This window comes from Sphingomonas sp. LT1P40, from assembly GCF_036663835.1.
GTDB lineage: Bacteria > Pseudomonadota > Alphaproteobacteria > Sphingomonadales > Sphingomonadaceae > Sphingomonas.
The window spans coordinates 630316-648423 of record NZ_JAXOJT010000002.1; the positions used below are offsets into that span (position 1 = coordinate 630316).

The following is an 18108-nucleotide window of genomic DNA, read 5'->3' on the forward strand; positions in this document are numbered from 1 at the left end:
GATACGCCTCTGCGGTCAGGATTGGCAAGTTGACTCGGACGAAAATTAGAACAAAATAGGAACAATCATCCCGAGTCGATTTGTTGAGCACCCCGTTGTGGCCGACCCTGCCGTCATCAGCCAGTTGCGTGAGACGCTGAATGCGATCCAGGGCAGTGGATATCGCCGCCGTCCGGTGTTGCCGTTCGGGTTGGACAAGATCGACACGCGGCTGACCGATGGCGGGCTCAGGCTCGATGCGTTGCACGAAATCGCCGGCGACACCGCCGATCTGACCGACGATGCCGCCGCCACCCTGTTCGTCGCGGGGATTGCGGCGCGGGCATGGGGGCCGGTTTTATGGGTGGTGCGGCGGCGCGACCTGTTCGCACCCGGCCTGTATCAGGCGGGACTGGCCCCGAAACGCGTGCTTTATGCCGAGGCGGCGGACGACGCAGAATTGCTGGCGATCATGGAGGAAGGGCTGCGCCATCGTGGCCTGGGCGCGGTGGTGGGGGAGGCGCAGCGGGTGGGCATGCCGGCGACGCGGCGGCTACAATTGGCGGCGGAGGGCGGGCGCACGATCGCGCTGCTGATGAAACGCCATCCGCGTTACGCGGGCGACCCGCTTGGCGCGCCCTCCGCCGCCGTCACCCGCTGGCGCGTGGCCTGCGCACCCTCGACGCCATTGCCCGTGGAGGGGGTGGGCCGCGCCCGCTGGCGACTGACGCTGGCGCGGCAAAAGGGAGGTGAGGGTTTTCAACAATTGGTGGAGGCGTGCGATGAAACGGGTCGCTGCGCTCTTCCTGCCCGACTGGCCCATCGAAAGGCTGCGGCAGGTGGAGCGAACCGCGAAGCAGCCTGAGCGGCCATCCGATCTGGCAGTCCTCGCATCGATCGAACCGTTGCGGGCGGCGGCAGCGGCTGAGCAGGTGCATGCCTGTTCGGTGCCGCGCGGCGGCGGCTGGCGACCGGGCGCGAAATGGGCGCGAGCGGAACGCGACGCACAAATTGCCGCGCTGCCCGCACATCAGCGCCCATCCCGGCGCGAGTTGGGGCGGCGCGACGAGGCAGCAGGCAATCCCTTTCGCCCAATGCAATCGGACGAGGTCGGCAAGCAGATTCCGGCGGGAAAGCCGGACAAGCCAGCGCGCGTTGCCGTCACGCCACCACCACAGCCTGTTCAGGGCGGTTTGGTCACTACGATCCGTGAGGGCAGCCGTATCGTCATCGCCGCCGCCTCTGCCGAAGCGCGTGCCGCCGGAATCCGATCCGGCATGCCGGTCACTCAGGCACGAGCACAAGTGTCCGGCCTCGACATCCGCCCCGCCGATCCCGATGGCGATCTCGCCGTACTCAACGCGCTGGCGCTGTTCGCCGCGCGGCGCTGGTCGCCGATCGTCGCGGTCGAGGGAACGGATACCTTACTGATCGACATCACCGGCACCGCACATTTGCACGGCGGTGAAGCGATGATGGCGCGGCGGATCGTCCGGCTGCTCAGGCGGCGGGGCTATTCGGCGCGGATAGCGATTGCCGACACGGTCGGCGCGGCATGGGCGCTCGCACATCATGGCCGCGATCCCGTAAGCATTCTGTCGGCAACCGAGCAGGCAAAGGCAATCGCTGCCTTGCCCATTCCTGCCCTTCGCGCTGACACAAAATCAGTCGAACTTCTCCGCCGGCTGGGCATCGACACGATCGGCCAGCTTGCCGCAATGCCGCGCGCACCCCTCACCCGGCGTTTTGGCGCAACGCTGGTGACGCGGCTCGAACAGGCGCTGGGAAGCTTGCCCGAACCGCTTGCCCCGGTGATTCCGCGCGAAGCCATCATGGTCGTGCGCCGTTTCATCGATCCGGTGGCGACGGCCGAGGGGATCGCGCACTGGATCGGCGCGCTCGTCCCCGAACTCTGCGCCGCGCTTGAGAGCGAAGGGCTGGGCGCGCGCGCAGTCGAGCTGGTCGCGGATCGCGTGGACGGCGTCCCGCAACGCATCCGCGTCGGCCTCGCCCGTGCGACCCGCGACCCGATGCATTTGGTTCGCCTGATCGCGCGGCGGATCGAGGATGTCGAGCCCGGCTATGGCATCGACGCCATCACCCTCTACGTCCGCCGCGCCGAACCACTCACCGCGCAACCATTCGACGAACGGTTGGATGAGGATACCAAGCCCGACCTGGCCCCGCTGGTCGATACGCTGGCGACCCGGATCGGGCTGGCACGGCTGTCACGACGGCGTCCGGTCGAAAGCGACGTCCCCGAACGCAGCGTCGCCCGCGACGGCGTGCTGGATGCACCGGCGCGGCGCGGCGCAAGACTGAAACCCGGCGATGTCGGCCAGCTCGATCGCAGTACCGTGCCTGACCCGTGGCGCATCGACTGGCCCCGTCCGGTGCGGCTGTTGCGGCAGCCCGAACGGCTCGATCATGTGCTGGCCGCGCTCCCCGACCAGCCGCCACGCCGCTTCACCTGGCGCGGCAGCGTCATCCACGTGATGCACGCCGATGGCCCCGAACGCATCACGGGCGAATGGTGGCGACGTGCGGCGGAGACGCATGCCGTGCGCGACTATTTTCGCGTCGAGGACGATGCAGGCCGCCGCTACTGGCTGTTCCGCAGGGGGGATGGCGAACGCGGCGTGACCGGCGATCTTAGCTGGTATCTGCACGGGCTGTTCGGATGAGTTACGTCGAGCTTCAGGTGACGACGCATTTCTCATTCCTGCGCGGCGCGTCGGCACCCACACAGCTGTTCGAATATGCCGCGTTGATGGGCTACTCCGCGCTCGGCGTCACCGATCGCAACTCGCTCGCCGGTGTGGTGCAGGCGCTGTTTGCTTGCGACGAACTTGCCAAGCAGGGTGTGACGATTCGCCCCGTCACCGGCTGTCGGCTGGACCTTGTCGATGGCGCTTCATTGCTGGTCTGGCCGGAAGATCGCGCCGCCTGGAGCCGCCTCACGCGGCTGATCACGCTCGGCAAATCGCGTGCCGATCCGCAAGCTGGCGAGAAGGGGAAATGCTTTCTCTACTGGGAAGATATTTCCACCCATTGCTCAGGCCTGGTTGCCGCATTGGTCCCACGTGGCGTCGATGGCGACCTGCAGTGGATGGCCGACCTGTTCGGCGCACACGGTCATGTTTGCCTCACCCATCAGCGGCGCCCGGGCGAGGCTGTGCGCCTGTACGAAACATATGAAACAGCGCATCGCTATGCCCTGATGCCGCTCGCCACCGGCGACGTCCTCTATCACCATCCCGATCAGCGTATGCTTCAGGATGTCGTCACCGCAATTCGCAACAAATGCACAATCGATGAACTTGGTTTCAGGCGTGAGCGCAATGCTGATCGACACCTTAAATCGCCGGACGAAATGCTACGCCGCTTTGCGCATTACCCTGATGCGTTGCTTGCCAGTGAAGCGATCACCGAACGCTGCGCCTTCTCACTGCGCGACCTGAACCATCAATATCCGGAAGAGGAAGTCCTGCACGGCCAGTCGCCGCAACAGGCGCTGCAAAAACTGGCATGGAACGGCTTGCGGCAACGCTTTGGCGGTAAACCTTCACAGGCACATTGCGACCTGCTGACCCACGAACTCGGACTGGTCGAGCAGATGGACTATGCACCCTATTTCCTGACCGTGAACTCGATCGTGCAGTACGCGATTAGCCAGCAGATATTGTGTCAGGGCCGCGGGTCCGCTGCGAATTCTGTCATCTGTTTTGCGCTTGGCATCACATCGATTGATCCGGTCAAGCACCAGTTGCTGTTTGAACGCTTCATCAGCACCGAGCGTAAGGAGCCGCCCGACATCGACGTCGATTTCGAGCATGAACGGCGCGAGGAAGTGATCCAGTGGATCTATGACAGCTATGGCCGCGATCATGCCGCGCTGACCGCTGTCGTCAGCCGCTTCCGCTCGCGCGGCGCGGTGCGTGAAGTGGGCAAGGCGCTGGGCTTGCCCGAAGACCTGACCGGCGCGCTGGCGAGTCAGGTCTGGGGCTGGTCGAACGAAGGCGTGCCCGACGCGCATGTCGCCGCGCTTAATCTCGACAATAGCGACCATCGGCTGGCGCTGACGCTGGAGCTGTCAAAGGCCTTGCTCGGCACGCCCCGGCATTTGTCGCAACATCCCGGCGGTTTCGTGCTTACGCGCGATAAGCTGCACGACCTGATTCCGGTCGAACCTGCCGCGATGGTCGATCGTCACGTCATCGAATGGGAAAAGGTCGATCTCGAATATCTGGGCTTCATGAAGGTCGATATTCTCGGCCTCGGCATGCTCGGCTGCCTGCGCCGGTCGTTCGACTTGCTGGCCAAACACAAGAGCATATCGATCACGATGGCCTCCCCCGTGATGCAGGAGAATGACGAACCTACATTCAGGATGATCCGCAAGGCCGATACGCTGGGCGTTTTCCAGATCGAAAGCCGGGCGCAGATGTCGATGCTGCCGCGCATGAAACCGATCAACTTCTATGACATCGCGATTCAGGTCGCGATTGTCCGGCCCGGCCCGATCCAGGGCAACATGGTTCATCCTTATCTGAAGCGACGGCAGAATCCGCATCTGGTCGATTACCCCTCGCCCGCGCTCAAAGCCGTGTTGAAAAAGACGCTGGGCGTGCCACTGTTTCAGGAACAGGCGATGCAGGTAGCGATCATTGGAGCCGGTTTCCCCGCGAGCGAGGCCGACCGGCTACGTCGCGCCATGGCGACGTTCAAATCCACCGGCGGCATTGGTGAGTTCGGTCCCAAGCTGCTCGCCGGCATGCGCGCGAACAACATCAGCGACGAATTTGCGCAGCGGCTGGTCGCGCAGATCGAAGGGTTCAGCAATTACGGCTTTCCCGAAAGCCACGCCGCCAGCTTCGCCAAGATCGCCTATGCCTCGTCATGGATGAAGTGTCGGCATCCGGATGTGTTCTGTGCAGCCTTGCTCAACGCACAGCCGATGGGTTTCTATGCCCCCGCGCAGATCGTGCGCGACGCGCGCGGGCATGGCGTGGAGGCGCTGCCGGTGTGCATCAACGACAGCGGTTGGGATACGCGGATGATCCCCGGCGGGCCGAATCTGCGGCCGCGCGCTGCAGGGTTTTGCGGGGACGATGCGGACTGGGCGAGCCTGCATCCACTGCGGTTAGGGATGCGGATCGTGCAGGGGCTGGCACAGATGGACGCCGAACACATCCTCGCTACGCGGGCGACAGGTGGGCCGTTCGCGTCGATCGAGGAAGTGTGGCGGCGGTCCGGGGTGAAACCGGCGGCGCTGGAACGGCTGGCGCGCGCGGATGCGTTCCAGTCGTTGGGTCTCGACCGGCGACACGCATTATGGGCGGTGAAGGCGCTGCGGGAAGCGCCGTTGCCGCTGTTCGCAACGATGGACGCACATGCGGGCAGAGTGCAGCCTGAAGTGGTCGAGGAACCGGTCATGCTCACCCCGCTGACGGCGGGGCGCGAGGTGGTGGAGGATTATCGCGCCACGCAACTCAGTCTGCGCAATCACCCCGTCCATTTCCTGCGCGATCGGCTGGCGGCGGCAGGCAGGGTGCCGTGTGGCGATCTGGCGAGAATGAAGGACGGGCAGCGGGTGGAAGTCGCCGGACTGATCCTCGTTCGCCAGCGACCCGGCAGTGCCAAGGGCGTGGTATTCATCACGCTGGAGGACGAGACCGGCATCGCCAATGCCGTGCTGTGGCCCGACCGGTTCGAGGCCAACCGGCGCACGGTGATGTCAGCGACGATGCTCGGTATTCGCGGGCGGGTGCAGCGCGAGGGGCTGGTGATCCATGTCGTCGTCGATCATCTGACCGATCTGACGGGCATGCTGCGCGATGTCGGCGATCTCGATCTGCCACGCATGACCATGCCCGGCGACGGTGCAACGCATGGCGGGACGATCGACCCGCGCGACCGAAAGGTCGGCTGGCCGCAACCCTATGACAGCAACCACTGGCGCGATGCCGACCGGATTCCGGTCAAGTCGCGGGATTTTCACTGATGGCCGGGCAGGTGACTCGCCGCGCCGAACGGCCGCTGTACATGATGTTCAAGCCGCCACCGCGCGAGCGCGCCCGCCTCATCCGGCTGTGCGCGGCGCTGGGCATCGAGATCGGCTACGCGCCCGAACGCTGGCACGGAACGCTCCTGCCCATCGGCGAAACCGCATCGGCGGCGATCGATGCGGTGCATCGCGCGCTTGAAACGTTCGACGCCGCACCGTTTTCGGTCGCCTTCGACCATATCGAGGGCGACACGCTCAAGCCCCGCAAAGGTCAACGCACACCGGGATATTTCCAGCGTGCGCTGGCAGCACGGATCGCGCGTTGCGGCGTAATGCTACCCGACTACGCGTTCAGTCTGCACCTCAACCTCGCTTATGGCGGCGCATCGCTCCGGTGCGCGCGCTTGCCGCCCATCGAATGGCCGGTCGAGGAAATCCTGCTGATCGAAAGCGGGAGCGGGCGGCATATCGAGCATGGCCGCTGGCCGCTGATCGACCGGCAGGGCATGTTCGCATTCTGATCGCGCTGCTCAGAAACCCAGCCCCAGCTGCGGCGTGTCGCGGGTGACGATACCGGCCTTCACCTCGACGCCCTCGATCTCGAGCATGCGCGCCTTGGACAGCGATCCGCCGGGTGCCGAAAAGCCGCCGATCTGCCCGTTCGCAGCCGTCACGCGATGGCACGGAATGATCAGCGGCACCGGGTTGGCCGCCATTGCCTGGCCGACATCACGGGCGAATTCCGGCCCCGCTTCGAGCCTCTTGGCGATCACACCATAGGTCGCCGTCTCGCCCCAGCCGAGTTGGCGCACGACACCGTAGACGCGCTCGAAAAAGGGCTGCTGCGCCCCGAGATCGACGGGCACGCCGGTAAAATCGACGCATCCGCCGACGAAATAGCGCTGCGCGTCGTCGATCACAGCCTGCACCAATGGCGGTGGCAATACCGCTTTCGCTGCGGGCGAACGCCGAAGTAGCGCCAGCTCCGCCGCTTGCACTGTGCCCGCCGGGAGGCGGAAGCTGCTGACGCCTTTCCCGTTCCAGCCAATCGCAGCGAAACCGGCCACGGTCTCGAATATGTGATAACCGCTCGAGATGCCTATCCCCCGACGGTCTGCTCGATCGTGCCGAAGATCGCGTGGTGCTTGTCGTCCTCGGCCCAGATGCGGACGGTGTCGCCGGTCTTCAGGAACGGGGTGACCGCCTTGCCGCCGTTGATCGTTTCCACGGTGCGGACTTCGGCCAGGCAGGAATAGCCGACGCCGCCCTCGGCGATCGGCTTGCCCGGGCCGCCGTCCGCATCGCGGTTGGAAACCGTGCCTGATCCGATGATGGTCCCCGCGCCCAGCGCACGCGTCTTTGCCGCATGCGCGATCAACGTGCCGAAATCGAAGGTCATATCGACCGCCGCCTCGGCCCGACCGAACGGCTGGCCGTTGAGATCGACCATCAGCTTGCGGTGCAGCTTGCCGTCCTGCCACCACACACCCAGCGCGTCGGGCGTGACGAAGACGGGCGAAAATGCGCTGGCGGGCTTGGACTGAAAGAAGCCGAACCCCTTGGCCAGTTCCTCGGGGATCAAATTCCGCAGCGAAACATCATTGGTCAGCCCGACCAGCCGGATCGCAGCCAGCGCTTCCTCGCGGCTCGCGCCCAGCGGTACGTCGCCGGTCACCACCACCACTTCCGCCTCGAGGTCGCAACCCCAGCTCTCGTCCTTCAGCGGGATCGGATCGCGCGGGCCGAGAAAACCGTCACTTCCGCCTTGATACATCAGCGGCTCGGTCCAGAATGTCTCGGGCATCTCCGCCCCGCGCGCCTGCCGCACCAGCGCGACATGATTCACATAGGCCGATCCGTCGGCCCATTGGTAGGCGCGCGGCAGCGGTGCCGCCGCCTGACGTTCGTGAAAGCGCATCATCGGGATCGCTTCATGGTCGAGATCGGTGGCGAGGTTGCGCAGATCGCTCTCGACCTGGCCCCAATTGTCCAGCGCGGCCTGCAATGTCGGCGCGATATGCGCGGCATCGGCATACCAGGCGAGGTCGGTGGACACGACGACGAGCCGGCCATCGCGGCCATTCTTCAGACTGGCGAGTTTCACGCTTCTTCTCCTGCTCCTGGACGACCAGCATAAGCGGCTGATTTCAGGTGTCGAGGGGCGTGCGGCGCATTGACACCACGGGTCGCCCATCGCAACGCTATACCCATGTACTCCGAGTTGCGATTCCTCGAACATGGCGGCGAGATGGGTCGCCTGATCCGGGCGCATGACTGGCACGCCAATCCGCTTGGCGAAATCGACACCTGGCCACAGCCGCTGCGCTTTGCGCTGGGCATCTGCATGGGGTCCGAATTCCCCACCGCCATCTATTGGGGGTCGGACCTGCGGCTGTTCTACAACGACGCCTGGGCGACGATCCCCGCGGAGCGTCATCCCTGGGCGCTGGGGCAGCGCGGTGCCGATGTATTTCCCGAAATCTGGGCCGTTGTCGGCCCACAATTCGCGCGCGTGATCGAGACCGGGGAGGGGTTCGCCGCCTATGACCAGCGGCTCGACATGATGCGCGGTGGACGCACGCACGAAACCTACTGGAATTACAGCTTCACCCCGATCCGCGACGAGTTCGGCGCGGTCGTCGGCATTCTCAATCAGGGGAATGAGACAACCCGCGCCGTGCTGGGCGAACGCGCCCGGCTGGCGGAAGTGGGGCGGCTGCGCGAACTGTTCCAGCAATCGCCCGCCGCCGTCGCGCTGTTGCACGGGCCAGCGCATGTCTTTGAACTGGCCAACCCGGCCTATCTGGAACTGGTGGGCAACCGTTCGGTGCTGAACAAGCCGGTGGGCGAGGTGTTGCCCGAAATCGTCGATCAGGGCTTTGTCGATCTGCTCGATCAGGTGTTCGCCTCAGGCACGGCATATCGTGCCAGCGAGACGCCGATCATGCTTGAACGCGGTGGCGCGATCGAGACTCGGCTGCTCGACTTTGTCTATCAGCCGATCAAGGATGCCAACGGCGTCACCACCGACATTTTTGTCGAAGCCAATGACGTGACCGAGCGGGCCATGACCGAAGCGCGGCTGCGCGAGAGCGAAGAGCGGCTGCAGCTGGCCCTCGACGCATCGCACGGCGTCGGTACATGGGACTGGGATGTTCCTGCCAATCTCGTGCGCGCCGACGCGCGCTTCGCACGCCTGTACGGCGTCGATCCCGTGCTCGCGGAGCAGGGCGGGGCCATCGAAACCTTCTTTGCCGCAGTCCACCCCGATGACATCGCGCGGGTAAAGACCGCGATCGATCAGGCGATCCGCAGCGGCGACCGGTTCGAGGCCGAATATCGGCTGGTCCAGCCGGACGGGTCGATGCGCTGGGTCACCGCACAGGGGCGGTGCGGCTATGACGATGTGGGCAGGCCGACGCGCTTCCCCGGCGTCAGCTTCGATGTGACCGAACGGCGCAATGCCGAAGAAGCCGCCCACCGCGCCGCCGCCGATCTCAAGGCCGCGACCGAGGAACAGGCGTTCATCTACGGCCTGGTCGATCGTCAGCGCGCCCTCGACTCGCCCGACGCGATCATGCGGTTGAGCGCGACCGCGCTGGCCCGCCGGCTGAAGATCGACCGGGTCGGCTTCTATCGTGTCGGCGCGGACGGAAATGTGAACTTCGGCCCGTCCATCAACAACGGCAAGCTGCCAGACGCGAAGGGTGTGATTCCAGCTGAAAACCTGGGTCCCGCGCTGGACTCCTATCGACAGGGGCGGACCGTGGTGGTGGGCGATTCGGCCACCGACCCGGCCTATGCCGCCACCGAGTTCGCGCGGCTGTCGCCATCGGCGGTGGGCGTGCCGTTGATGCGCGGTGGCATTTGGGTGGCGACGCTTTACGCGAACACCGCCGTCCCGCGTGCGTGGAGGCCCGAAGAAGTGAGCTTCATCGAAGCGGTGGCGGAGATTGCGTGGGACGCGGTCGAGCGGGCCGCCGCCGTTACCGCATTGCGCGAAAGCGAGGCCAAGTTCCGCGGCATCGCCAATTCAATCGATCACATGATCTGGTCGACCCGGCCCGATGGCTATCACGATTATTATAACGACCGTTGGTACGAATATACCGGTGTCCCCTATGGCACCACCGACGGCGAGGCGTGGAACGACATGTTCCATCCCGACGATCAGGATCGCGCTTGGGGAAAGTGGCGGTACAGCCTGGATACGGGCGAACCCTATCATATCGAATATCGGCTGCGCCATTATAGCGGCGTCTATCGCTGGGTGCTGGGCCGGGCACAGGCGGTGCGCGACGATGACGGTAACATCACCCGCTGGTTCGGCACCTGCACCGATATTCAGGAAATCGTCGATGCGCGGGAGGTTCTCGCCCGGTCGCGGGTCGAACTCGAACAGGCCGTGGCGGAGCGCACCGGGCAGCTGATGGCCGCCGAAGAGCGCTTGCGGCAGGCGCACAAGATGGAGGCGGTCGGCCAGCTGACCGGTGGCATTGCGCATGATTTCAACAATATGCTGGCGGTGGTGATCGGCGCGCTCGACATGCTGGAGCGGCGCATCGCGCAAGGCAGCACCGAACTGGACCGCTATATCGTCGCGGCGAAGGACGGGGCCACGCGCGCAGCGGCACTGACTCAGCGCCTGCTCGGCTTTGCCCGACAGCAGCCGCTGGCGCCGACCGCGCTCGACATTAACAGCCATGTGCTGGGGATGATCGAGCTGCTGATGCGCACCTTGGGCGAAGACGTGACGATCGAAACTCATCTGACGCCGACACTCGATGCGGCGCTGGCCGACCCTAACCAGCTCGAGAACGTCGTCCTCAATCTGTGCGTCAACGCGCGCGATGCGATGCCCGGTGGCGGGACGCTGACCATCGCCACCGTCAACCGGACGATCGCCGACGCGATCGCTGCGGGGATGGGGATTCAGCCCGGCGACTATGTCGAACTGACTGTCGCCGATACCGGCTCCGGCATGTCGCAGGAGACGGCCGCGCGTGCCTTTGACCCGTTCTTCACGACCAAGGGGGTCGGCAAGGGGACCGGACTTGGCCTAAGCCAGGTGTTCGGGTTCGCGCGCCAGTCCGACGGGCATGTCACGATCGATACCGCGCCGGGGCGCGGGACGCGCGTAAGCCTGCTGCTGCCCAGCCGCGAATCGCCGCTTGCAGCACAGCCAACCACCGAACGCCCCGTCGCGATTGCGCAGGGGTCGATCGACGAGGTCATCCTGGTCGTCGAGGATGAGGAGCGGGTGCGCAACTATTCGGTCGAGGCGCTACGCGAGCTGGGCTATACCGTATTGCAGGCCCCTGACGGGATTGAGGCGCTGCGCCTGCTCGATCGCGGCCAGCGCGTGTCGCTGTTGTTCACCGATGTCGTGATGCCGGAGATGACCGGCGACGAACTCGCTCGCGTCGCACGGAGCCGCCAGCCCGGCCTGAAAATATTGTTCACCAGCGGTTACACGCCCGACGAAGCCGCGATCGCCGAACGGCTTGATGCGACCGGTGCGCTGTTGCCCAAACCCTTTGGCGTCGATGCGCTGGCGGAGAAGGTCCGCGCCGCGCTCGACAGGTGAACTGGACGGGGGCAGCGCCGCGCTCTAGGGGAACCGCGCATAGCCAGGAAGGACCGGTAGTTGGCGAACGTTGCGGTGATTGGTGCCCAATGGGGCGATGAGGGCAAGGGCAAGATCGTCGACTGGCTGGCCAGCCGCGCCGATCTGGTGGTGCGGTTCCAGGGCGGGCATAACGCCGGCCACACATTGGTCGTCGGCAACACCACCTATAAATTGTCGCTGCTCCCGTCCGGGCTCGTGCGCGGCACGCTGTCGCTGATCGGCAACGGCGTCGTGTTCGACCCGTGGCATTTCCGCGACGAGATCGAACGGCTGCGTGCGCAGGGCGTCGAGATTACCCCGGAGAATCTTCAGGTCGCTGAGACCGCACCGCTGATCCTGCCGTTCCACCGCGACCTCGATGCATTGCGAGAGGATGCCAGCGGCGCGGGGAAAATCGGCACCACCCGCCGCGGCATCGGCCCGGCCTATGAGGACAAGGTCGGCCGTCGCGCGATCCGCGTGTGCGACCTCGCGCACCTCGACGATCTCGAAGCGCAGCTCGACCGCGTCTGCGCGCATCACGATGCGCTGCGTGCCGGGTTTGGCAAACCGCCGATCGACCGCGCCCGCCTGATCGAGGAATTGCGTGAGATCGCCCCGTCGTTGCTGCCCTATGCCGCGCCGGTTTGGCTGACGCTGAAGGCCGCCAAGGAAAAGGGTCGCCGCATCCTGTTCGAGGGTGCGCAGGGCGTGCTGCTCGACGTCGATCACGGCACCTATCCGTTCGTGACCTCGTCGAACACGGTTAGCGGATCGGCCGCATCCGGCTCCGGCCTCGGCCCTGGCTCGGTCGGGTTCGTGCTGGGGATTACCAAAGCCTATACGACGCGTGTCGGTTCCGGCCCGTTCCCCACCGAACAGGATAACGAGATTGGGGAGTTGCTCGGTACTAGGGGGCGCGAATTCGGCGTCGTTACCGGGCGCAAGCGTCGCTGCGGCTGGTTCGACGCGGTGCTGGTCCGCCAATCGGTCGCGGTCAGCGGCATCACCGGGATCGCGCTGACCAAGCTCGACATCCTCGACGGGATGGACCGGCTGCGCATCTGCACGGGCTACAAGGTCGGTGACAAGCATTACGACTATCTGCCGCCCGCCCCACAGGATCAGGCACGCGTCGAGCCGATCTACGAGGAATTTGACGGCTGGAGCGAATCGACGGCAGGCGCGCGCAGCTGGGCACAGCTTCCGGCACAGGCGATCAAATATATCCGGCGGATCGAGGAGCTCGTCGGCTGTCCGGTTACGCTGGTTTCGACGAGCCCGGAACGTGAGGACACGATCCTCGTCCGAGATCCGTTCGCAGACTGAAGATCTTCGTCATCCCGGACACGGCCCATGCCGCATCCGGGAGGACGAAGCCCCGCTCAATAGCTGGTGGCATTCGGTTCCGGCGCAGTCTCGGTGCCGTTATCCGTGGGATCGGTTGGTTCGGTGCTCGGCGAACTCTCGTTCGACGACGTGTCGTTGCCAGTCGTGTCGACAGGCGGCACGGCCTGATTGGTCACTTCGTTTTGCAGCGGTGCCTCGGTCTGGCTGCCGGGCGCCATATGCGCGAGCGCTGCGGTCGAACCGCAAAGGACGATAAGGCTGAACAGCGTCTTGTGGCGCATGAGGTAACTCCTGGTTATGTGGCACAGGAGAAACGCGCCCTTGCCAACATAGTCGCAGCGGCGCTCCTCGCCCCGTCCCCGATCCGCTTCGCCTCGCCCTCCACCCGCATGCTTCGCGGGATGAGGCGATCAGCCGATTTGCGCGCGATGCAGTAATTTCTGATCGGCCAGCACCAGTGCCATCATCGCCTCGACCACCGGAACGCCGCGAATGCCGACACACGGGTCGTGGCGACCCTTGGTGCGGATATCGGCCGCATTCCCTTCGCGGTCGATCGTCTCGACCGGCGTCAGAATCGAGCTGGTCGGCTTGAACGCCACGCGCACCCGCACCGGCTGTCCGGTCGATATCCCGCCCGCAATGCCGCCAGCATGGTTGGCGAGGAATTGGGGGCCGTCGACGCCGGGTCGCATCGGATCGGCATTGCCCTCACCGGCCAGCGCAGCGGCGGCGAAACCGTCACCAATCTCGACGCCTTTCACTGCGTTGATCGACATCATCGCCGCCGCCAGTTCGCTATCGAGCTTGGCATAAAGCGGCGCCCCCCAACCGGCAGGCACGCCGGTCGCCTCGCACGCGATCACCGCGCCCAGCGACGACCCCGCCTTGCGCGCGTTATCGACCAGCGTCTCCCAACGTGCCGCTGCCGTCGCATCGGGGCAGAAAAACGGGTTGTTGCCGATCTCCGCGGCGTCGAAATTGGCATAGTCGATCGCATCGCCGCCAATCGCCTCGACCCAGGCGGTGATCGTCACCTCCGGGATCACCAGCCGTGCAACGCTACCCGCCGCGACCCGCATCGCGGTTTCGCGCGCCGACGATCGCCCGCCGCCGCGATAGTCGCGAAAGCCGTATTTGGCGTCATAGGCATAATCGGCATGGCCGGGGCGATAGGCGACCGCGACCTCCGAATAATCCTTCGATCGCTGGTCGACATTCTCGATCATCAGGCTGATCGGCGTGCCCGTCGTCTTGCCCTCGAACACGCCCGACAGGATGCGCACCGCGTCCGGCTCCTGTCGCTGTGTGGTGAAACGCGACTGGCCGGGGCGACGTTTGTCGAGATACGGCTGAATATCGGCTTCGGACAGCATCAATCCCGGCGGACACCCGTCCACCACTGCGCCGATCGCCGGGCCATGGCTCTCGCCCCAGGTGGTGAAGCGGAACACGCGTCCGAAAGTGTTGAAGCTCATTCCCCGGCGTCGCCTTCCGTCGTGGACGCCACATAGGCGCCGAGCAGCGCCGTCGTCCTCAGCACGGCGATGCGACGTTCCATCCGCCTGCGCAAGAACTTCAGCGCGAAAAACCGGATCAGAAAGAACAGCAGCGCGTAGCTGCCCCAAAGCACATAGGCCGCCCCGCGCGGCAGCGGCGTTCCCAGCGCGCTCAGAAGGGGGCGGTTGACGATTGCGACGAGGGCGATGGCGGGCACCAGCCAAAGCCAGTGCAGCAGCATCCAGCCAAACGCCCCCACAGCGGTTTGAAAATAGCGATAGGCGCCTGCCGCCCAGCGATCGTCCGACAGCGGGATATAGACGGCCCCTAGCAACGATATGAACGCAAAAGCCGCGAAACCCGGATCGCTGCGCATGACATCGAGCAGCGCGGCGATCATGACTGCGCGTGTTCGCCCAGCATCGAGAATGCCACTGCATGCGCCGCCTTGCCACGCGCGCCGCATGCCAGCTTACCGCCCTGTAACGGCACCGCCATGAAATAGTCGCCAGCATAGGGCGAGGCAAACCCCTCGGCATGCGCCGCTGAAAACCCGAACCGTCCATAATAGGACGGATCGCCCAGCACGAAGCACAAAGCCGCCCCGGCATCGCCCAGATGGTCGAGTCCTGCCTGGATCAGCGCCTCTGCTACCCCCTGTCGTCGATACACCGCGCCGACCGCAACCGGGGCCAGCGCGACGGCGGGGATCACCTTGCCGCCCGCCTCTGCCGTCATGCGGCTGAACACCACGACCCCGGCCAGTTCGCCGCTCTCGTCATCATCCGCCACCAACGTCAGCACCATATCGCCATCGACGCACAGCCGCTGCACGAGCAACGCTTCGTCAGGTGCCGGGAAACTGCGCCGCAGCAACGCGTCGATCGCCGCCACGTCGCCGCCGGTGGCCGGACGGATTGCGATGGTCATCAGGCCAGCGTGATATCCGGCGCGTCCTCGGCCTTCATGCCGATGACATGATATCCGGCATCGACATGATGCGTCTCGCCGGTCACGCCGCTCGCCAGATCGCTCAGGAAATACAGGCCAGCACCGCCGACATCCTCGATCGTCACATTGCGCTTCAGCGGCGCGTTCAACTCGTTCCACTTCAGGATCAGGCGGAAATCGCCGATGCCCGATGCCGCCAGCGTCTTGATCGGTCCCGCCGAGATTGCATTCACGCGGATATTGTCGCGGCCCAGATCGACCGCGAGATATTGCACGCTGGTCTCCAGCGCCGCCTTCGCCACGCCCATCACGTTATAATGCGGGATCACCTTCTCCGCGCCGTAATAGCTCAGCGTCAGCAGCGATCCGCCATTCGGCATCATCGCCGCCGCACGCTTGCACACCGCGACGAACGAATAGACGCTGATGTTCATCGTCATCAGGAAATTGTCGAGGCTGGTATCGACATAGCCGCCGCGCAGCTCGTTCTTGTCCGAAAAGCCGATCGCATGGACGACGAAGTCGATCGTCGGCCAGCGCGCCGCCAGTGTCTCGAAACTCTTGTCCAGTTCGGCCATGTCGCTGACGTCGCAGTCGATCAGGAAATCGCTGCCCAGTTCCTCGGCCAGCGGGCGCACGCGCTTCTCCAGCGCCTCGCCCTGATAGCTGAACGCCAGCTCCGCGCCATGCTCGCGCAATTTCTTCGCAATGCCCCACGCGAGCGAGCGATCATTGGCGAGGCCCATGATGAGTCCCCGCTTGCCTTCCATCAATCCCGTCACGTCTTACCCTCCGGCACTTCCTGCCGCTCCTCTAGCGCGCGTTGTTCTAGCGCTTTCTCCGGCACTTCCGCCAGCGCGGCATTTAGTTCCGCCCCGATAACGACACCAAAGCCGATGAGGAAGAAGAAGATCAGCGCCACCATCACCCCCGCCAGGCTGCCATAGGTGAGGCCATAGCCGCCGAAACTGCCGATCACCCACGGCAGGGCGGCCGTGCAGGCCATCCACCAGCAAGTGACGAATGCCGGTCCCGGCCATTTCGGGCAATCGGACTTGCGATAACGCGACGGGGTGAGCGTGTAGAACAGGATATACATGGCACCGAATAACGCGACCGCCGGGGCCAGCCGGGTGACGGATACGATCCGCGCCGCGTCCGACGCATAGGGAATCACCCGCCAGATGAACTGCTCCGCGCCGATCAGCACGACCTGAAAACTGAACGCCATCATCGCCAGAATCACCGATGCGATGACCATGCCGATTGCGCCCAGCTTCAACCGCCAGAACGGCGAAGCGGACGGAATGCCATAGGCCTTGCGCAGGATATCGCGGATCGTTTCGATGAACCCGGATGTCGTCCACAGCCCGACCAGCGCGCCGAGCCATAACAGCGAGCCGGATCGCCCCGCCAGCACCTCCAGGATCGCGGGCCGGAGGAGTTCGGCAACTTCCGGCGGCAATGTCCGCAAGAATGCGACCACTGCCTGCAACCCGTCGCTCGTCCGCCCGACCAGCCGTGCGATCGCGGTGGCGACGATAAAAAACGGGAACAGCGTGACCAGGCTCAGATACGCCAGATTCCCGGCATGGGTGAACCCGTCGTTGAACGCACCGATCGCCACACGCTTGGTGACCTCGATCGCCCGCTCGGTGACGCCCAGATCCGACAGCCTTTTGTGAAAGCCATGCCGCCGCGCTTCGGGCGATTCTGGGGAAATCGGTTCGCTCACTAAGTCCGTCAAACGCCCAGACGTGCGCGCGGGTTGCTCGTGTCTTCCCACCCGCCGACAAAATCGGTCAATGCCGCATCGTCAGCCGGAATCTCGATCGCCAGCGTGACCAGCAGATCGCCGCGCGCCGCCTTGCCGTGAAAGCCGCGCCCCTTCAGCCGCAATGTCTTGCCCGACGACGATCCCATCGGAACCTTGACGCTCAACGCCCCTTCGGGTGTCGGCACCCGCACTTCGGCCCCCGCCACGGCTTCCTTCAGCGTTATCGGCAGGTCGATCCGGATATGGTCGCCGTCGCGCGTGAAGAAACGGTGCGGTTCGACCTCGATCGTCACGATCGCGTCGCCATTGCCGCCGGGGCCGGCATCGCCTTTGCCGCCCAGCCGCATCTGCGTGCCGGTCTCGACCCCCTTGGGCAGCTTCAGGTCGATCGTCGATCCGTCGCGCAGCTGGATACGCTGCGGTTTCAACGCCGCCGCATCGTCGAACGGCACGCGCAGCCGATAGGCGACATTGGCCCCCTTTGCCGGGGGTGACCGTCGCCCGAACCCGCTGGAAAAGCCACCGGGGCCGCCGCCCGCGCGGCCGCCGAACAGCCCCTCGAAAATATCGCCGATATCCGGCTCGCCGCCACCGCCGCCGCCAAAGTCCGGGCGAAACCCGCCCTGCGGCCGTCCGCCGCCGGCAAAGCCGCCGCCGAACGGCGAAGTCGGATTGCCGTCGCCGTCGATCTCTCCACGATCGAAGCGCGCGCGCTTGTCCTTGTCCATCAACAGGTCATAGGCCTGGGTCACGATACCAAAGCGTTCGGTCGCCTTCGGATTGTCCTTGTTGCGGTCGGGGTGCAGTTCCTTGGCGAGCTTGCGGTACGCCTTCTTCACCTCGTCCGGGCTCGCCCCGCGCGAGACTCCCAAGGTTGCGTACGGATCGGCCATGTTTTCCCCGGTTTAATCTTATTGGCGTGTTACTGCGCTACAT

At 65.1% G+C, this 18108-nt stretch carries 15 protein-coding genes; 6 read left to right on the forward strand and 9 right to left on the reverse strand.

What is annotated here, in order from left to right; all coding sequences use genetic code 11:
• The first annotated feature begins 97 nt into the window (after positions 1–97).
• The 4 genes from U1702_RS14525 to U1702_RS14540 are packed head-to-tail and all read left to right on the forward strand — an operon-like array spanning position 98 to position 6507.
• A complete protein-coding gene (locus tag U1702_RS14525; RefSeq protein ID WP_332725861.1) occupies positions 98–844 on the forward strand; it encodes an ImuA family protein in 747 nt (248 codons plus the stop codon).
• The gene (locus U1702_RS14530) at positions 762–2663 is read left to right on the forward strand and encodes a Y-family DNA polymerase (RefSeq protein WP_332725863.1); all 1902 of its coding nucleotides are present in this window, start codon (positions 762–764) and stop codon (positions 2661–2663) included. The genes U1702_RS14525 and U1702_RS14530 overlap by 83 nt, the downstream gene beginning before the upstream one ends.
• Entirely contained in the window at positions 2660–5983 is a 3324-nt protein-coding gene (locus tag U1702_RS14535; RefSeq protein WP_332725865.1) for an error-prone DNA polymerase, read from the forward strand. The genes U1702_RS14530 and U1702_RS14535 overlap by 4 nt, the downstream gene beginning before the upstream one ends.
• Positions 5983–6507 carry a 2'-5' RNA ligase family protein gene (locus tag U1702_RS14540; protein WP_332725867.1) on the forward strand — a complete coding sequence of 175 codons (525 nt, stop codon included), beginning with the start codon at positions 5983–5985 and terminating at the stop codon, positions 6505–6507. Before U1702_RS14535 ends, U1702_RS14540 begins: the two co-directional genes overlap by 1 nt.
• Before the next feature lie 9 nt (positions 6508–6516).
• On the opposite strand, the gene U1702_RS14545 is transcribed toward U1702_RS14540, so the two are convergent.
• Together U1702_RS14545 and U1702_RS14550 are read right to left on the reverse strand one after the other, a co-directional pair.
• Entirely contained in the window at positions 6517–7053 is a 537-nt protein-coding gene (locus tag U1702_RS14545) for a methylated-DNA--[protein]-cysteine S-methyltransferase (protein ID WP_332725869.1), read from the reverse strand.
• Between the two features lie 32 nt (positions 7054–7085).
• The gene (locus U1702_RS14550) at positions 7086–8090 is read right to left on the reverse strand and encodes a fumarylacetoacetate hydrolase family protein (RefSeq protein WP_332725871.1); all 1005 of its coding nucleotides are present in this window, start codon (positions 8088–8090) and stop codon (positions 7086–7088) included.
• Positions 8091–8195: 105 nt separating this feature from the next.
• Here U1702_RS14550 and U1702_RS14555 point away from each other — a divergent pair, with 105 nt between their 5' ends.
• Entirely contained in the window at positions 8196–11573 is a 3378-nt protein-coding gene (locus U1702_RS14555) for a PAS domain-containing protein (RefSeq protein WP_332725873.1), read from the forward strand.
• Positions 11574–11633: 60 nt separating this feature from the next.
• Positions 11634–12923 (forward strand): adenylosuccinate synthase, encoded by a 1290-nt coding sequence (locus tag U1702_RS14560; RefSeq protein ID WP_332725875.1) that lies wholly within the window; start codon positions 11634–11636, stop codon positions 12921–12923.
• Positions 12924–12979: 56 nt separating this feature from the next.
• On the opposite strand, the gene U1702_RS14565 is transcribed toward U1702_RS14560, so the two are convergent.
• The 7 genes from U1702_RS14565 to U1702_RS14595 all read right to left on the reverse strand — a co-directional run bounded on the left by U1702_RS14565 (position 12980) and on the right by U1702_RS14595 (position 18065).
• Complete coding sequence (locus U1702_RS14565; protein ID WP_332725877.1) at positions 12980–13225, reverse strand: hypothetical protein; 246 nt, start codon at positions 13223–13225, stop codon at positions 12980–12982.
• Positions 13226–13354: 129 nt separating this feature from the next.
• Positions 13355–14422, reverse strand: coding sequence for a chorismate synthase (gene aroC, locus U1702_RS14570; protein WP_332725879.1), 1068 nt, complete (start codon positions 14420–14422; stop codon positions 13355–13357).
• Positions 14419–14844 carry a hypothetical protein gene (locus tag U1702_RS14575; protein WP_332725881.1) on the reverse strand — a complete coding sequence of 142 codons (426 nt, stop codon included), beginning with the start codon at positions 14842–14844 and terminating at the stop codon, positions 14419–14421. Before U1702_RS14575 ends, aroC begins: the two co-directional genes overlap by 4 nt.
• Positions 14841–15374 (reverse strand): GNAT family N-acetyltransferase, encoded by a 534-nt coding sequence (locus tag U1702_RS14580; protein ID WP_332725883.1) that lies wholly within the window; start codon positions 15372–15374, stop codon positions 14841–14843. The genes U1702_RS14575 and U1702_RS14580 overlap by 4 nt, the downstream gene beginning before the upstream one ends.
• Positions 15374–16177, reverse strand: coding sequence for an enoyl-ACP reductase FabI (gene fabI, locus U1702_RS14585; protein WP_332725885.1), 804 nt, complete (start codon positions 16175–16177; stop codon positions 15374–15376). Before fabI ends, U1702_RS14580 begins: the two co-directional genes overlap by 1 nt.
• Entirely contained in the window at positions 16174–17130 is a 957-nt protein-coding gene (locus tag U1702_RS14590; protein ID WP_332725887.1) for a YihY/virulence factor BrkB family protein, read from the reverse strand. The genes fabI and U1702_RS14590 overlap by 4 nt, the downstream gene beginning before the upstream one ends.
• Positions 17131–17138: 8 nt before the next feature.
• Entirely contained in the window at positions 17139–18065 is a 927-nt protein-coding gene (locus U1702_RS14595) for a DnaJ C-terminal domain-containing protein (protein WP_332725889.1), read from the reverse strand.
• Between the last annotated feature and the right edge of the window lie 43 nt (positions 18066–18108).

Excerpts from the sequence above, each read along its gene's own strand:
- aroC (WP_332725879.1), bottom strand. The coding sequence starts at position 14,422 with ATGAGCTTCAACACTTTCGGACGCGTGTTCCGCTTCACCACCTGGGGC.
- U1702_RS14555 (WP_332725873.1), top strand. The coding sequence starts at position 8,196 with ATGTACTCCGAGTTGCGATTCCTCGAACATGGCGGCGAGATGGGTCGC.
- U1702_RS14575 (WP_332725881.1), bottom strand. The coding sequence starts at position 14,844 with ATGATCGCCGCGCTGCTCGATGTCATGCGCAGCGATCCGGGTTTCGCG.
- U1702_RS14530 (WP_332725863.1), top strand. The coding sequence starts at position 762 with ATGAAACGGGTCGCTGCGCTCTTCCTGCCCGACTGGCCCATCGAAAGG.
- U1702_RS14565 (WP_332725877.1), bottom strand. The coding sequence starts at position 13,225 with ATGCGCCACAAGACGCTGTTCAGCCTTATCGTCCTTTGCGGTTCGACC.
- U1702_RS14535 (WP_332725865.1), top strand. The coding sequence starts at position 2,660 with ATGAGTTACGTCGAGCTTCAGGTGACGACGCATTTCTCATTCCTGCGC.
- U1702_RS14580 (WP_332725883.1), bottom strand. The coding sequence starts at position 15,374 with ATGACCATCGCAATCCGTCCGGCCACCGGCGGCGACGTGGCGGCGATC.
- U1702_RS14595 (WP_332725889.1), bottom strand. The coding sequence starts at position 18,065 with ATGGCCGATCCGTACGCAACCTTGGGAGTCTCGCGCGGGGCGAGCCCG.
- U1702_RS14540 (WP_332725867.1), top strand. The coding sequence starts at position 5,983 with ATGGCCGGGCAGGTGACTCGCCGCGCCGAACGGCCGCTGTACATGATG.